This window comes from Brevundimonas sp. AVps23W, assembly GCF_058681395.1.
This window is the reverse complement of the sequence record NZ_CM178738.1, coordinates 1,196,048-1,212,024: the sequence shown is the minus strand read 5'-3', so window position 1 is coordinate 1,212,024 and position 15,977 is coordinate 1,196,048. Positions and strand designations below refer to the sequence as shown.

Here is a 15,977-nt window from a genome sequence, read left to right as displayed (position 1 = left end):
GAGCCGGGCGTGAACGGGGCGCGTCAGCTCCGGTTCAGAACACCCGGCCGCCGACGCCGCCGTCCAGGGTGATGGCCCCGGTGATGACGGTCGTGTTCTGGACCTGCTCCTCGCGGTATTCGGTGTATTCCTCTTCGCGGTACATGGTCAGGATCTTCACCCCGGCCCCGTAACGACGCAGCAGCGAGCGTTCGTTGCAGTCGCGCTCGGCCTTTTCGGGGCGGCATTCCAGCCGGCCCTCGCCGCCGAACCACAGGGCATCGTGCTTCTTGCAGGTCAGGGTCGTCCCGTGGTCGAATTTGATCTCGCCCTCATAGTCCGCAATCGTCGCCTGGAGCCAGGTTCCGGCCAGGCAGCGGTAGATTTCGCCCTCATAGCCGTCGGCGATCTCGCGGTCCGGCTTCACCTGGGACGCCGGGTGCGGCACCTGGCGGTCGTCGATGCAGACGGCCTGGATCACGACCCGCTTCATGGTGCGGCGATAGGCGGTGAAGGGCGCGCGAACGGTCTGGGTCAGGCCTTCGACCGCCAGGCCCTGGATGGTGGTGGGATAGGGCTGGTCCACGCTGACATAGGCCGCGCCGCCGCCCCCGCCGTAACTGCCCGAGAAGCCGCCCGCCCGCGCATTGATATAGGCCCGCGCGCCCGAGTTGGCCGTGGCGCTGGCGCCCGCATTGACGTTGACGTTCACATTGACGTTGGTGTTCGAGTTCCAGCCGCCGTTCCCGCCGCCGCCGCACGATCCGCCTCCGCCGCCGCAGGAGGGGGGCGTCGGGGGCTCAGGCGGTTGGCACGAGGTGCAGGGGTCTGGGGTGCAGCCGCTGGTGCACTGCGCCAGAGCCGCGCTCCCTGCGCCCAGCACGGCCACGCCGGCCGCCAGACCCAGCATCCAATTCCTGATCCGCTGCCGCATCGGCGGGACTCCCGAACGAATTCTCACGTCGTCTGGACAGACTTCCGGACGATCCAAACTTAACCAAAACCCCAAAAGCCTTTCGTTTCTATTGAGACGCCGCTTGCGTCGGGGATGGCGCAATGCCGCATCCGTCTGCTAGACCGCCCGCACAATGACCGTCCGCGTCTTCCCTCGCCTGATTTCGATTAGCCGCCCGGCGTAGCGCTTCTGGGTCTTGCCCAGCGCACGTCGGGACGACCGCCCCCACGAAGGGCGAAAGAAGCCGCCCTCAAGCAGCGCGAAGCGCGATAGGGCGACCGAAGACTGCGAACGCTCACCCCACGACGCCGAGACGACCCATGGCCGACGCCACAGACACCACCGACACCCCTTCGGACCGCGACTATCGCGACACCGTCTTCCTGCCCGAGACGCCCTTCCCCATGCGCGGCGGCCTGCCGCAGAAGGAGCCGCTGATCCTGGAGCAGTGGGGCGACCTGTACGGAACCCTGCGGGCGCAGCGGCAATCCGAAAACGCCCCCCTCTATGTGCTGCACGACGGCCCGCCCTACGCCAACGGCGACATCCATATCGGCCACGCGCTGAACAAGACGCTGAAGGATTTCGTGGTCCGCAGCCGTTTCCTGCTGGGCTATGACGTCGACTACGTCCCCGGCTGGGACTGCCACGGCCTGCCGATCGAGTGGAAGATCGAGGAACAGTTCCGCGCCAAGGGCCGCCGCAAGGACGAGGTCTCCAAGGACGAGTTCCGCGCCGCCTGCCGCGACTACGCCGGCAAATACATCGACCTGCAACGCGACCAGTTCAAACGCCTGGGCATCACCGGCGACTTCGCAAACCGCTACGCCACCATGGACTTCACGTCCGAAGCGGCCATCGTCGCCGAGTTCCACAAGTTCAAGAACTCGGGCCAGCTGTATCGCGGCTCCAAGCCCGTCATGTGGTCGCCGGTCGAGCGCACGGCGCTTGCCGACGCCGAGATCGAATACCACGACCATGTGTCGCCGACGATCTGGGTCAAGTTCCCGGTCACCGGCGCATCCGACGACCATCCCGACGACCTGCTGTCCTTCCGCAGCGGCACGCCCTTCATCGTCATCTGGACCACCACGCCCTGGACCATCCCGGCCAACCGGGCCATCAGCTACGGCCCCGAGATCGCCTATGGCCTGTATGAGGTCACGGCCATGGAAGAGGGGCTGGAGTTCGCGCCCTGGGCCAAGCCGGGCGACCGCCTGATCGTCGCCGACAAGCTGGCGGAAGACGTGTTCAAGGCCGCCAAGATCGCCGCCTGGACCCGCATCTACGACATCAATCCGTCGGGCCTGGAATGCGCCCACCCGCTGGCCGCGCTGGACAGCGGTTACGGCTTCTCGGTGCCCCTGCTGGCCGGCGATCACGTCACCGACGACGCCGGCACCGGCTTCGTCCACACCGCCCCGGGCCACGGCGCCGACGACTTCGAGGTGTGGAAGGCCCATGGTCATCACGAGGTGCCGGACACGGTCGATCCGGACGGCGCCTATTACCCCGGCGTCCCCCTGTTCGCCGGCCTGAAGGTGCTGGAGACCGAGGGCAAGAAGACCGGCAAGTTCGGCCCCGCCAACGGCGCGGTGATGGACAAGCTGATCGAGGCCGGCAATCTGCTGGCGCGCGGTCGGCTGGAACACTCCTATCCCCACTCGTGGCGCTCCAAGGCCCCGATCATCTTTAGGAACACCCCTCAGTGGTTCATCCGCATGGATCAGCCCCTGAAGTCGGGCGACACCCTGCGCGAGACCGCGCTGAACGCCATCGATGAAACGGCGTTTTTCCCAGCACCAACTCGGCAAGAACCTTTCGAGCCTTCGTCCAATATGGTCGACGATATGCGCCGCCTACTGGAGCGAATTGCTGCTATCGAGACCGGCGGCACCACACGAATCCGTTCGATGGTCGAGGGCCGTCCCGACTGGCTGGTCAGCCGTCAGCGCGCCTGGGGCACGCCCCTGGCCATGTTCATCGACAAACAGACCGGCCAGCCCCTGCATGATCCCGAGGTGGACGCCCGGATCGTCAAGGCCGTGGCCGAACACGGCGCCGACATCTGGTTCACCGCGCCCGACAGCGACTTCCTGGGCGCGCACGACCCGGCCCGATACGAGAAGGTCGAGGACATTCTGGACGTCTGGTTCGACTCCGGTTCGACCCACGCCTTCACCCTGGACCCGCGCACGGCCGAGCATGGCTATACCGGCGACCGCCCGGCGCACTGGCCCGCCGACCTCTATCTGGAAGGGTCGGACCAGCACCGCGGCTGGTTCCAGTCGTCGCTGCTGGAAGGTTGCGGCACCCGTGGCCGCGCCCCGTTCAAGGCGGTCCTGACCCACGGCTTCACCCTCGATGAAAAGGGGGAGAAGATGTCCAAGTCCAAGGGCAATACGACCGATCCCCTGACCATCATCAAGGAGAGCGGCGCCGACATCCTGCGTCTGTGGGTGTCGCTGGTCGACTATTCCGAGGACCAGCGGATCGGCAAACAGATCCTGCAAACCACGGTCGACGCCTATCGCAAGCTGAGGAACACGGTCCGCTATCTGCTGGGCGCCCTGGCCGACTTCGACGAGGCCGAGCGCCTGACCGACTACGACCAGTTCCCGCCGCTGGAGAAGTTCATCCTGCACCGGCTGTGGGAGTTGGACGCCCATGTGCGCCAGGCCTATGCCGAATACCGGTTCCAGGACGTGGTGCGGCCGGTGCTGGAGTTCTGCTCCAACGACCTGTCGGCCCTGTATTTCGACATCCGCAAGGACAGCCTGTACTGCGACCGCCCCGACGCCCTGCGCCGCCGCGCGGCCCGCACGGTGATGGATGCGGTGTTCATGCGCCTGACCGCGTGGCTGTCGCCGCTGACGCCGTTTACGATGGAAGAGGCGTGGACGACGCGGTTCCCGGAAGGTGGGACCAACTGCGCGCGGGTGATCCCGGAGACGCCGGCAGAGTGGGAGAATGCGGCTGAGGCGGCGCGGTGGTCGAAGATCAACACCGTGCTGGAAGTGGTCAATGAATCGCTGGAAGCCGCCCGTCGCGACAAGATGATCGGCGGGGCGCTGGACGCCTGGCCGACCGTCACGGCGCCGGCCGGAACCTTCGCCCCGTTCGACGGTCTGGACGCCGCCGAGATCTTCCGCACCTCGGGCGCCGAACTGGTCGAGGGCGACACCCTCGCCGTCACCGTGGCGCTTGCCGACTATCCGAAATGCGCCCGTTCCTGGCGCCGGGTGCCCGACGTCGGTTCTGACGCCGCCTACCCTGACCTATCGGCCCGCGACGCCGATGCGGTCCGGCATTGGGACCAGACGCACGCCTGACCCAACATTCACCTCCCCGTTCGCGAAGGCGAACGGGGAGGACAGGCGGGAGCGTCAGCGAGCGCCAGGTGGGGGCGAGGCGGTGTTTGACGCTGGCGTGGTCATCATCCCTGTCGGAGTCGCCCCCTCCTGGTCGCAAGCGCGACCTGTCCTCCCCGCGCGCCTTCGCACGCAGGGAGATGACGGTGGCGCTGGCCGACTATCCAAAATGCGCCCTCTCGTGGCGGCAGGCGCCCAATGTGGGTACCGACGCGGACGCGGTGCGATATTGGGACCAGACGCGGGACTGACGCCGCACTCACCTCTCCGTTCGCGAAGGCGAACGGGGAGGACAGGCGGGAGCGTCAGCGAGCGCCAGGTGGGGGCGAGGCGGTGTTTGACGCTGGCGTGGTCATCATCCCTGTCGGAGTCGCCCCCTCCTGGTCGCAAGCGCGACCTGTCCTCCCCGCGCGCCTTCGCACGCAGGGAGATGACGGTGGCGCTGGCCGACTATCCAAAATGCGCCCTCTCATGGCGGCAGGCGCCCAATGTGGGTACCGACGCGGACGCGGTGCGATATTGGGACCAGACGCGGGACTGACGCCGCACTCACCTCTCCGTTCGCGAAGGCGAACGGGGAGGACCGGCGGGAGCGTCAGCGAGCGCCAGGTGGGGGCGACGCGGTGTTTGACGCTGGGTCCGGTCATCACCCCTGTCTGAGTCGCCCCCTCCTGGTCGCAAGAGCGACCTGTCCTCCCCCGCCTTCGCGCGCAGGGAGGTGACTCCGGTCCCCCTCACGGAAACCGGTTTCGCGCTCACGCATTGTTACATCCGCCATGGCCAAGCCGGTTTTGCCGCGCTAGATCATGTTGCATCTGCGAGCGGGCCAACCCGCCGAACTTCTCCAAGCTCAGGGGCTAAAGATGACTCAGTGGGTGTACGGCTTCGGCGGCGGGTCCGCCGATGGCGATGCGTCGATGAAGAACCTTCTCGGCGGCAAGGGCGCGAACCTCGCCGAAATGTCTTCGCTGGGGCTGCCCGTCCCGCCCGGCTTCACCATCACGACCGAAGTCTGCACCTATTTCTACACCAACGGCGAGACCTATCCCGCCGATCTGGAAGACCAGGTGAAGGCCGCCCTGGCCAAGGTCGAGGCCATCGTCGGCAAGACCTTCGGCGATGTCGAGAACCCGCTGCTGGTCTCGGTTCGCTCGGGCGCGCGGGCGTCGATGCCGGGCATGATGGATACGGTGCTGAACCTGGGTCTGAACGACCAGACGGTCGAGGGTCTGGCCAAGCTGTCGGGCGACCGGCGCTTCGCCTTCGATTCCTATCGCCGCTTCATCACCATGTATTCCAACGTGGTTCTGGGCCTCAGCCACGATGACTTTGAAGAAGTGCTGGACGCGCACAAGGATCGGCTGGGCGTCAGCGTCGATACCGACCTGAAGGCCGAGGACTGGGAACGGATCGTCGTCGACTACAAGGCCGTGGTCGAACGCGAACTGGGCCATCCCTTCCCGCAGGATCCGCGCGACCAGATGTGGGGCGCGGTCGGCGCCGTCTTCGCCAGTTGGATGAACGACCGGGCGAAATTCTATCGCCGTATGCACGACATCCCCGAAAGCTGGGGCACGGCCGTCAGCGTCCAGTCGATGGTGTTCGGCAATATGGGCGAGACCTCGGCGACCGGCGTGGCCTTCACCCGCAACCCCTCGACCGGCGAGGCGCGGCTGTATGGCGAATTCCTGATCAACGCCCAGGGCGAAGACGTCGTCGCGGGGATCCGCACGCCCCAGTCCCTGACCAAGATCGGCCGCGAGGAGATGGGCGAGACCGCCCCCTCGATGGAAGAGGCCATGCCCGAGGTGTTTGGCCAGTTCGTCACGGTGGTGAACACCCTGGAGAGCCATTACCGCGACATGCAGGACATCGAGTTCACGGTCGAACAGGGCCGGCTCTGGATGCTGCAGACCCGCAACGGCAAGCGCACCGCCAAGTCGGCGCTGAAGGTGGCCGTCGATCTGGCGGCCGAAGGGGTGATCAGCCAGGAAGAGGCGATCAGCCGGGTCGAGCCGTCGGCGCTGGACCAACTGCTGCACCCGACCCTGGACCCGGACGCGGCCCGCACCGTGGTCGCCGCCGGCCTGCCCGCCTCGCCCGGCGCGGCGACCGGCAAGATCGTGTTCGACGCCGACGAGGCCGAGCGGCTGGCCGGTCTGGGCGAAGCGGTCATCCTGGTGCGCGAGGAGACTAGCCCTGAGGACATCCACGGGATGCACGCCGCCCGCGGCATCGTCACGGCGCGCGGCGGCATGACCAGCCACGCGGCCGTGGTGGCGCGCGGCATGGGCCGGGCCTGCGTCTCGGGCGCCGGCGAGATCCATATCGACGAGGCCAAGGGCGTCTTCACCGCACGCGGCCGCACCTTCAAGGCCGGCGAGATCATCACCATCGACGGCTCGAAGGGCGAGGTGCTGGACGGCGCCGTGCCCATGATCGAGCCCGAACTGACCGGCGACTTCCAGACCCTGATGGCCTGGGCCGACAAGGTGCGTCGCCTGAAGGTGCGCGCCAACGCCGAGACCCCGCTGGACGCCAAGACCGCGCGCGGCTTCGGCGCCGAGGGCATCGGCCTGTGCCGGACCGAGCACATGTTCTTCGACGACACCCGGATCGCCGCCGTGCGCGAGATGATCCTGGCCGACGACGAGGCGGGGCGCCGCACGGCCCTGGCCAAGATCGCGCCGTTCCAGAAGTCGGACTTCGTCGAACTGTTCGAGATCATGGCCGGTCTGCCGGTGACGGTGCGCCTGCTGGACCCGCCGCTGCACGAGTTCATTCCCCACACGGACGAGGACATCGACGCCCTGGCCGCCTCGTCGGGCATCGACGCAGAGAAGCTGAAGCGCCGGGCCAAGGAACTGCACGAGACCAACCCCATGCTGGGCCACCGCGGCTGCCGCCTGGGCGTGGCCTATCCCGAGATCTACGAGATGCAGGTGCGGGCCGTGCTGGAGGCCGCGCTGGAGGTGAAGCAAGCATCTGGTTTGGCGCCGATCCCGGAGATCATGCACCCGCTGGTCGCCCTGGGTCTGGAGATGAAATATCTGCGCGAGCTGACCGACCGCACGGCCAAGGCCGTGTTCGCCGACGCCGGCGACAGCGTCGACTATCTGGTCGGCACCATGATCGAACTGCCCCGCGCCGCCATCCGCGCCGGGGACCTGGCCGAATACGCCCAATTCTTCAGTTTCGGCACCAATGACCTGACCCAGACGACCTTCGGCATCAGCCGCGACGATTCGGGGCGGTTCCTCCAGGCCTATCTGGACAAGGGCATCTTCGAGACCGATCCCTTCGTGCGTCTGGACCAGGACGGCGTCGGCGGCCTGATCGAGATCGCGGCGGAGCGGGGTCGCGCGGTGCGGCCCGAGGTCAAACTGGGCATCTGCGGCGAGCACGGCGGGGATCCGTCGTCGATCGCCTTCTGCGAGAAGGCCGGCCTCGACTACGTCTCCTGCTCGCCCTACCGCGTGCCGATCGCCCGTCTGGCGGCGGCCCAGGCGGCGCTGAATGTGGAGCGTGAAAAGGACCGCTGATCCGTCAGCCAGGGTCTGAGCCAGGGGCGGCGTCGCGAGGCGCCGCCCCTTTTCGTTGCGCGCCACAAAGTCGCCAGTCTTGATGGAACACAGTATGTGTCTCAGCGCGCACAGACGGCGTCATGTGAATTCAGCCTATGGAACAGACGACGACGCCCCCCATTTAAACACTCGCTGGATGGGGCTGATGATCGAACCGGTCATCACATCTAGGAGTTAATAAGAAACAATGCGTAACATTCTTCTCGCCGCTGTCGCCGTCTCTGCAATCGCCGCGCCGGCCTTTGCTCAAACCAATCCTGAGCCGCGTGGATACGGTTCGCTTGGCTACACTCATCTTGAAGGCGACAATGCAACCACGGGCGCCGTCACCGGTCGTCTGGGCGTAAACCTGAACCGTTACCTCGCGCTGGAAACCGAAGCCTCGGTCGGCGTCAAGGACGACGACTTCACGGTCGCGGGCGTCGACGGCACGATCAAGCACGAGTGGGACGCCGCCGGTTATGTGGTCGGCAAGGTCCCGGTCTCCGACAAGCTGGAGCTGTTCGCGCGCGGCGGCTACGGCCACACCGAGCTGAAGCAGGAGTTCCCGGGCGCCAATACGGACGTGGGCGGCGACAGCTGGAACTACGGCGCCGGCGCCAACTACTACCTCGACGGCGTGAACGGCGTGCGGGCCGACTGGACCCGTCGCGACTACCGCGACGACGCGGGCAAGGCTGACGCCTATTCGGTCAGCTACATCCGCCGCTTCTGATCTATACGATCAGGCGAAATGACGAAGGCGCGCTCCGCAAGGGGCGCGCCTTCTGCATTGTGGTCTAGGCGAAATCGCCGGCTAAGGCCCAGCGTTGCGAGCCTTCGCCGAACGGACGCACGAACCAGTCGCGGTACTGCTCGAAGGTCTCGATGATCTTCTGACGCAGATCCGGCGTGTTGACCGCCTCGCCGCGCTGACGTCTGAGGGCCGCGACGCAATCCACGACCAGATTCTGATGGGCCGAACCGCCCATGCTCTTCAGCACGGCGGCGATATCCTGAGCCAGGCTTTCCAGCACCTTCTTCGGTGTCGTCTGAGCCATCTGGGAACTCCCCTGTTCTCGACAAAGAAAGGCGTCGCAAAAACCCGTACAGGATTCAAGCGTGGCCTGAGCAATTATCTTCTCAAATCAGGATTAACCTGGCGTAACGCCGGTCAAACTTTTTGGTTCTCCGACCCTGGACGCGTTTCGGCGCCAACACCGTCAGACCGAACGCCGACGACGAATAGCGGCCTAGGGCGATCCGGAATCGAGTGAAAACCAATCATAAGTTGCATGGATTAAAATTTCAGATATCGGTGTTCTCAACAATAATGGGGAGGACATCGCTATGCGTCGTTTCGGACCACTGGCGCTCGCCGCAGGCCTGATCAGCCTCGGCGGATGCGGAACCATGGGGATGCAAGGTCGGGCAGCCTCGCCTTATGACAGTCTTCCGGCCGTAACCTCGATGACCGAAGCCCACCATTTCGGACAGCAGCTGATCGGCTATTATGCGCAAGGGTTCGAGAGAGCGAACGGCCAACGCCGGATGTTCAATATCGGCATATGGGCCGCCACGACCTATACGACCGGCGCGGCAGGGCTGGGCGCCCACGCCGACAACATCTTCCTCGGCGCCCTGACCGGCACTTCGCTGGGGGCATTGGAGCCCTTGGTGAACGAGGGCGGCCCCGAGGCCTGGGTCAACGCCCTGGGCAAGACGGCCTGCCTCAGCCGGGCGGCCATGACGGGGATGGACGCCAAGACCCTTCAGGCCATCGCCCTGATCGAGCAGCGCGTGGCGGGCGGGATCGCCACGGACAAGGAGCGCACCGCCCTCGCCGTCTATCGCGGCGCCTATATGAGCGTTGGGAACGGCTATGACACCGTCTATTCCGAGTTCCTGACCCGTCGGACCGGTCGGGCGATCTCGAAAGAGGGGATCGAGGCCTTCATGAACAATGCGAGGGGCGAGGCGTCCCGGCTAAGCCAAGGCGCCGCCCCGCCGCCCCCGCCGCCACCCCCGCCGCCGGGGGCCGTTGGGGTCCTGGCCGTGGATAAGGCGCTGGCCGACGCCGCGGCGAACAACGCCGCAGAGCGCCTGGACGCCATGAACACCGCAGCAATCCAGCAGATCGACACCTGCCTGAAAGCCGCCTGACCGCGCCCCGCTCGCCTAGCCGCGCTTGCGCACGAACACCGTCCCGGCCGAATAGCCGGCGCCGAAGCTGCAGATCAGGCCGGTTTCGCCCGGCGCGAAGCCGTCGTTGTGCAGGTGGAAGGCGATGATCGAGCCGGCCGAGGAGGTGTTGGCGTAGTCGTCCAGGATGATGACGTTCTCATCCGACGTCGGTTCGCGGCCCAGCACCTTCTTGCCGATCATGGTGTTCATGTTGATGTTGGCCTGGTGCAGCCACAACCGCTTCAATTCCTGCGGATCAAGGCCCAGTTCGCCGGCGTGATCGACGATCATGTCCGACACCATCGGCACCACGTCGCGGAAGACCTTGCGGCCCTGCTGGATGAACAGCTTGTCGTTCTGGACGCTGTCGTCGGCGACCGGCGAATCCATCTGGTCGGTGTCGCGGGCGTTGCGGTTCAGGAAGCCGAAATTATTGCGGATATTGTTCGAGAAGACCGTCTTCAGCCGCGACCCCAGCACGTCCCAGCCGCCCGGTCCTGCGGTCTCTGACGACTCCACGATCACCGCCGTGGCCACGTCGCCAAAGATGAAATGGCTGTCGCGGTCGGTGAAGTTCAGGTGGGCCGAGCAGACCTCGGGGTTCACCATCAGCACGGCCTTGACCGAGCCGCCGGCGATGAAGTCCGCCGCCGTCTTGATGCCGAAGGTGGCGGAAGAACAGGCCACATTCATGTCGAAGGCGAAGCCCTCGATCCCCAGGGCCTGCTGGACCTCGATGGCCATGGCCGGATAGGGGCGTTGCATATTGGATGCGGCGCACAGAACGGCGCCGATCTCGCTGACCGGCTTGCCCCAGGCCTCGATGGCCTGACGCGCGGCCTTGACCGCCATCTCGGCCAGGATCGACATTTCCTCGTTGCTGCGTTCCGGCAGGCTGGGGGCCATGCGCTCGGGGTCGATCACCCCGGCCTTGTCCAGCACGAACCGCTGTTTGATGCCCGAGGCCTTTTCGATGAACTCGGGCGAGGAGTGCGACTTCGCCTCCAGCTCGCCGGCCTCGATCTGGGCCGCGTGGCGGGCGTTCCAGCCGTCGGCCCAGGCATTGTAGCTGTCGACCAGTTCGGCGTTGGAGACCGATTGTTCGGGGGTGAAGAGGCCGGTTGCGGCGATGACGGCGTGTTGCACTTAGTTTCTTGTCCTATCGCTCGGCCCACGGGGCCTCGCTGCTTGAGGACCGTCCTCACACTCGGCGCGCTGCGCCTCGCTGCGTGAGGAGGGTTTCCTTTACGAACGCCTCAATAGGACGGCGGCGGCCTGCGGTCGAGACTGGCGATGATCCCGGCGGCCCAGCGTTGAATCTGACCACGCGGCGCCTTGGGCGGCGGCTGGTCACGGGCGGCGATCAGGGCCTGGACCAGATCCTCGGCCTCGCAGGGCCAGCCCGTCGGCGTGACATAGAGGGGATAGTGGATCAGGGCGGCCAGGATCAGATGATCGACGGTCGCGCGCCGGGTGCGGCGCTCGAAGCCCAGCCGGTCATCGGTCAGGCCCCAGCCGGCGTAGAAGGGCCGACCATAGACCGACACCGCCTTGCCCCGCATCAGGGCCTCGAACCCGGTCAGGGAGGTCAGGGTCGCCACCCGGCGACAGGCGTTCAGGCAGTCGATGATGTCCAGCCCGTCCGCGCTGGCGTCCACCGAGGCCAGGGCCGAGGCCTCCAGCCGACCCGGCCGGTTGCCGGCCAAAACGTCGGGGTGGTTGCGATAGACCAGGAAGGCGTCGGGATGATCGGCCCGCGCGGCCTCGACCAGGGCGGAGTTGGTGGCCAGGTCGGGTTCGCAGCCCAGCAGGATCGACTTGTCGTTTTCGACCTGGCCGACGACCAGCAGGATGTCGCGATCCGCAGGCCAGTCGGCCGGCGCCTGGCCCTTCAGATTGTATTTCGACAGGCCCGCCTCGACGATGCGGGTCCGCAGGGCGCCGGCGCGGGCCAGCTGCTCCGGCGTCGCCTCGGTCGTCTCGATCAAGGTCTCCAGCCGCGACGGGCGCGACGGGTCGTAATAGACGCCCTGGTCGTCCAGGGCGACCGACAGGGCGCCAACGAAGTCCGACCCCAGGCCGCGCGACCGGATGAAGCCGTCCTCCATGCGGACGGTCGGGCCGCTAAAGTCGGCGGCGGCCTGACGCACGGCCTCGCTCTCCTTGCCCGCCCACCAGATCAGCCGGCCGTTGGTCGCGGCGGCATGGGCGGCGGCGCGTGACGGCGACATGAAATAGCGCATCCGCGCCTTGGGCGAGTTCAGCAGGCGGCGCACCGGCGGGCGTTTGGCCGGGGCGAAGCCGACGGCGGACCAGGCCCCCGCCAGACGGTCGGCGCGGTCACGGAGCGCAATCAACCGCTCCAGCGCCTGTTCGGCCTCGCACCGCTCGCCGGTGACGGGATCGACATAGCGGCTGTAGGCGATCAGGGCGGCGGCGGCGACCTGTTCCACCGTGCGCGCCACGCCGCGCCGGCCGGTGGCCACGGCGTCGGTCGTCAGCCCCCAGCCGGAATAGAAGGGCGCCCCGAAACAGCGCACCGGCAGGCCGCGCAACAGGGCCTCGAATCCGAGCGCAGAGGTGACGCAATAGACGGCGTCCACCGCCGCCAGCAGGTCGGCCGGCCGCACATCGGCGTCCACCAGGGTGACGCCGGACAGGTCCGTAACGCAGCCGCGCTTCCTGCCCGCCGCCACGGCTGGGTGGCGTTTGACGATCAGCTGGGCGTCGGGTTCGTCACGCCGGGCGGCGGCGACCATGGCGTCGAAACTGTCCTGGGTCGCCAGGCCGTAACCGATGGAGGCGTCGCCGAAGGTCTGGTCCACGATCAGGACGCGGCGGCCGGGCCGCAGCAGGCCGGGGTCGAGCGGCCCGCCCATATTGGTCTTCGACACGCCCGAGACGACGATCCGGTCGATCAGGGCGCGGGCGCGGGCGGTCATGGCGGCGTCGCACCAGGCGTCGGCCGTCTGGATCAGATGTTCGAGCCGGCTGGGCCGGGTGGCGTCATAATAGACGCCCAGATCATCGACGATCAAACTGAGGCTGGCCGCCCCCGCCTCCCCTATCCCGACCGAGCGCAGGAAACCGTCTTCCAGCGCGACATAGGGCCGGTTGTTCGCTTCCGCCCAGCGACGACCGGCGGCGGCGGTTGGCTTCATGCCCCAGCCCAGCACGGCCTGGGCCTCGGCGCCCGGCAGGCGACGCAGGTCGTAGTCGGACAGGAAGACGTCGAGAAAGGGGACCTTCAGCACGCCGGGCGCGCAGACCCAGGCGGGAGTTTTGGCGGCGATGTCCGAAACTGGGGTCAAGGCGGGTCCGACGATGAAAGACTGAGTCTAGATATACCTAAAGCCGCCCGCCCTTCCCTTCTCCCGTTGGGAGAAGGTGGCCCGAAGGGCCGGATGAGGGTCGGCCGGTGGGCCAAGTCGCACGGTCGCCCCCTCACCCTTTCGCGCAAGGACGACGGCTTCGCCGCCGTGCGCTCAAGCCCTCTCCCGCCGGGAGAGGGAGGCGGTTTTGATCAGCCCGCGATCTGGCCGAAGTCCGCCACCTGCCCCATCACGTCCCGCACCTGGCCCAGCAGCTTCAGCCGGTTGTCGCGTTCCTCGGCCACGTCGGAGTTGACCAGCACATCCTCGAAGAACCGGTCCACCGGGGCGCGCAGGCCGGCCAGGGCGGTCATGGCGGCGGCGAAATCCTCGGTCTCCAGCGCGGTCTCGACGGCGGTGCGGGCGGCGGCGACGGCGAAGGCCAGGACGGTCTCGGGCTCGGGCTGGTTCGGCAGGCCGGTCTGGACCATGCCGGTGGGGACAGGTCCCTTCTTTTCCTCGGCGCGCAGGATGTTGGAGGCGCGCTTGTAGCCGGCCAGCAGATTGGCCCCGTCGTCGGTGGCGAGGAAGGCGGCCAGCGCCTCCACCCGACGCACGATGCGGACGAGGTCGTCGTCGGCCTTCCCAGCAATGGGGGCGAAGACGGCGGCGACGAGGTCGTGGCGCTGGCCCTGGTCGCGGAGGAGGACGGTCAGGCGGTCGGCGAAGAAGGACACCAGTTCTGCGGACCGTGAGACAGCCAAATCGAACTGCTCATCGACCATCCGATTCACTTCATCTTCGGACACGGGGAGTTTTACTTGGCGAGCGGATATGGCGTTCCCGTGAGCCTGCAGAAGCAAGGCCATTCTTTCAGCCACCAACCGGAAATCAGCGATAAAGGGAGCCGTTAGCAGCTTGGACATGCGAAGAGGCATGCCGTCGCCCAGTCGCATCCGCACCCCGTTCTCCAGCACCAGCCGGATCACGCCCAGCGCCGCTCTCCGCAGTGCGAACGGGTCCTTCGACCCCGTGGGCTTTTCGTCGATGGCGAAGAAACCGACCAGGGTGTCCAGCTTGTCGGCCAGGGCGACGGCGACCGTGACGGGGGCGGTCGGGACCGTGTCGGCGGGGCCTTGCGGCTTGTAGTGGTCGCGGATGGCGTCGGCGATGCGGTCGCATTGCTCACGCCCCCACCCGCGGTCGGCTTCGCCTCCCGGTCCCTCCCCATGAAGGGGAGGGAGAGGATCGGGCGCGGCTTCTCCCTCCCCTTTATGGGGAGGGACGGCGGAGCGCAGCGAAGCCCGGGTGGGGAAGTTCGTTGCGGTGCGGGCGTAATAGCCGCCCATGATCCCCTGCAGTTCCGGAAATTCGCTGACCATGCCCGACAGCAGGTCGGCCTTGGACAGGCGGGCGGCCATCTCGGCTTCATCCGCGTCGGCGCCGACCAGGGGCGCGATCTCGCGGGCCAGGGCGGCGATCCGCTCGACCCGCTCGGCCAATGTGCCCAGTTTGGCGTGGAAGGTGACGCCGGACAGTTTGGCGTTCCAGGCGTCGAAGCCGACCTTCTGGTCCTCGTCCCAGAAGAAACGGGCGTCGTTCAGGCGGGCGGACAGGACGCGGCTGTTGCCGGCGGCCAGGGCCTTGCCGCCGTCGGTCGCCTCGACATTGGCGACGACGAGGAAGTTGGGGGCTAGCCCCTCTTTCGAGGCATCGCGGACGGCGAAATACTTCTGATGCACCTTCATCGACAGGCGCACGACCTCGGGCGGCAGGGCCAGGAACTGCGGGTCCATGTCGCCCAGGATCGGGGTCGGCCATTCGGCCAGGCCCGCAACCTCGTCCAGCAGGCCGTCGTCATCGACCAGCACCAGACCGCGCGCGGCGCAAGCGGTCTTGGCCTGTTCCAGGATACGCAGCTTGCGGTCGGCCACGTCCAGCAGAACGAAGTTCTTCTCCAGCTGGGTGCGGTAGTCGACGAAGTCGCTGACCTTCAGCAACTGGCCCGAACCGAGGAAGCGGTGGCCCTCGGTGATCGCATCGGACGGGATGCCGTCGATCTCGAACGGCACGACCTTGCCGTCAAACAGGCACAGGATGCGCTTGATCGGGCGGACCCAGCGCAGGGTGCCGGAGCCCCAGCGCATCGACTTCGGCCAGGGGAAGGTGCGGATGACCTGGTCCACCGTCTCGGCGACCAGATCGGTGGTCGCCCTGCCCTTGGACGACAGGACGGCGAACAGGACGCCGTCACGCTCGGTCAGTTGATCGCGGGTCAGGCCGGTCTTGCGCAGGAAACCTTCCAGCGCCTGTTCCGGCGCCGAGGCGCGCGGGCCCTTGACCTCTTCCTCGCGGTCGGGCGTGGCGGCGGGCAGGCCGTCGATCACCAGGGTCAGACGGCGCGGCCCGGCATAGGTGGTCAGCGCGTCCCAGGTCAGGCCGGCGGCCTTCAGCCGGTCGGACACCATGCGCTCCAGGTCGCGCGCGGCGCCCTGCTGCATACGGGCGGGGATTTCTTCGGAGAAGATTTCGAGGAGGAGTTGGGGCATCAGGGTCTCAAATCTGTCCGCTCATCCCGGCGAAAGCCGGGACCCAGTTCTGTCGCGAAGCACGA

The 15,977-nt window shown here is 67.1% G+C and carries 9 protein-coding genes; 4 read left to right on the top strand and 5 right to left on the bottom strand.

Translation table 11 applies throughout. From position 1 onward, the window contains the following. Window positions 1–34 precede the first annotated feature (34 nt). The gene (locus tag ACW177_RS05900) at window positions 35–913 is read right to left on the bottom strand and encodes a hypothetical protein (protein WP_492027683.1); all 879 of its coding nucleotides are present in this window, start codon (window positions 911–913) and stop codon (window positions 35–37) included. Between the two features lie 341 nt (window positions 914–1,254). Between ACW177_RS05900 and ileS the strand changes: the two genes are divergently transcribed. The 3 genes from ileS (at window position 1,255) to ACW177_RS05885 (ending at window position 8,604) form a co-directional block, all read left to right on the top strand. Next, window positions 1,255–4,266: an isoleucine--tRNA ligase gene (gene ileS / locus ACW177_RS05895; protein WP_492027682.1), complete on the top strand. Its 3,012-nt coding sequence runs from the start codon at window positions 1,255–1,257 to the stop codon at window positions 4,264–4,266. A 902-nt stretch (window positions 4,267–5,168) separates the two neighbouring features. Next, window positions 5,169–7,847, top strand: a complete 2,679-nt coding sequence (gene ppdK / locus ACW177_RS05890) for a pyruvate, phosphate dikinase (protein ID WP_492027681.1) — start codon at window positions 5,169–5,171, stop codon at window positions 7,845–7,847. A 229-nt stretch (window positions 7,848–8,076) separates the two neighbouring features. Then, the gene (locus ACW177_RS05885; protein ID WP_492027680.1) at window positions 8,077–8,604 is read left to right on the top strand and encodes a porin family protein; all 528 of its coding nucleotides are present in this window, start codon (window positions 8,077–8,079) and stop codon (window positions 8,602–8,604) included. 64 nt (window positions 8,605–8,668) lie between these two features. On the opposite strand, the gene ACW177_RS05880 is transcribed toward ACW177_RS05885, so the two are convergent. Further along, entirely contained in the window at window positions 8,669–8,929 is a 261-nt protein-coding gene (locus ACW177_RS05880) for a hypothetical protein (RefSeq protein WP_492027679.1), read from the bottom strand. A gap of 289 nt (window positions 8,930–9,218) precedes the next feature. On the opposite strand from ACW177_RS05880, the gene ACW177_RS05875 reads away from it, so the two are divergent. Continuing rightward, a complete protein-coding gene (locus ACW177_RS05875; protein ID WP_492027678.1) occupies window positions 9,219–10,031 on the top strand; it encodes a hypothetical protein in 813 nt (270 codons plus the stop codon). A gap of 15 nt (window positions 10,032–10,046) precedes the next feature. On the opposite strand, the gene ACW177_RS05870 is transcribed toward ACW177_RS05875, so the two are convergent. The 3 genes from ACW177_RS05870 to glyS all read right to left on the bottom strand — a co-directional run bounded on the left by ACW177_RS05870 (window position 10,047) and on the right by glyS (window position 15,912). After that, a complete protein-coding gene (locus tag ACW177_RS05870) occupies window positions 10,047–11,198 on the bottom strand; it encodes a beta-ketoacyl-ACP synthase III (protein WP_492027677.1) in 1,152 nt (383 codons plus the stop codon). 110 nt (window positions 11,199–11,308) lie between these two features. After that, window positions 11,309–13,363, bottom strand: coding sequence for a capsule polysaccharide biogenesis protein (locus ACW177_RS05865; RefSeq protein WP_492027676.1), 2,055 nt, complete (start codon window positions 13,361–13,363; stop codon window positions 11,309–11,311). Between the two features lie 212 nt (window positions 13,364–13,575). Continuing rightward, window positions 13,576–15,912, bottom strand: coding sequence for a glycine--tRNA ligase subunit beta (gene glyS, locus ACW177_RS05860; protein ID WP_492027675.1), 2,337 nt, complete (start codon window positions 15,910–15,912; stop codon window positions 13,576–13,578). Window positions 15,913–15,977 lie beyond the last annotated feature (65 nt).

Bases quoted from the DNA above. Each gene is read 5' to 3' on its own strand.
- ACW177_RS05900 (WP_492027683.1), bottom strand. From the start codon at position 913: ATGCGGCAGCGGATCAGGAATTGGATGCTGGGTCTGGCGGCCGGCGTG.
- ileS (WP_492027682.1), top strand. From the start codon at position 1,255: ATGGCCGACGCCACAGACACCACCGACACCCCTTCGGACCGCGACTAT.
- ppdK (WP_492027681.1), top strand. From the start codon at position 5,169: ATGACTCAGTGGGTGTACGGCTTCGGCGGCGGGTCCGCCGATGGCGAT.
- ACW177_RS05885 (WP_492027680.1), top strand. From the start codon at position 8,077: ATGCGTAACATTCTTCTCGCCGCTGTCGCCGTCTCTGCAATCGCCGCG.
- ACW177_RS05880 (WP_492027679.1), bottom strand. From the start codon at position 8,929: ATGGCTCAGACGACACCGAAGAAGGTGCTGGAAAGCCTGGCTCAGGAT.
- ACW177_RS05875 (WP_492027678.1), top strand. From the start codon at position 9,219: ATGCGTCGTTTCGGACCACTGGCGCTCGCCGCAGGCCTGATCAGCCTC.
- glyS (WP_492027675.1), bottom strand. From the start codon at position 15,912: ATGCCCCAACTCCTCCTCGAAATCTTCTCCGAAGAAATCCCCGCCCGT.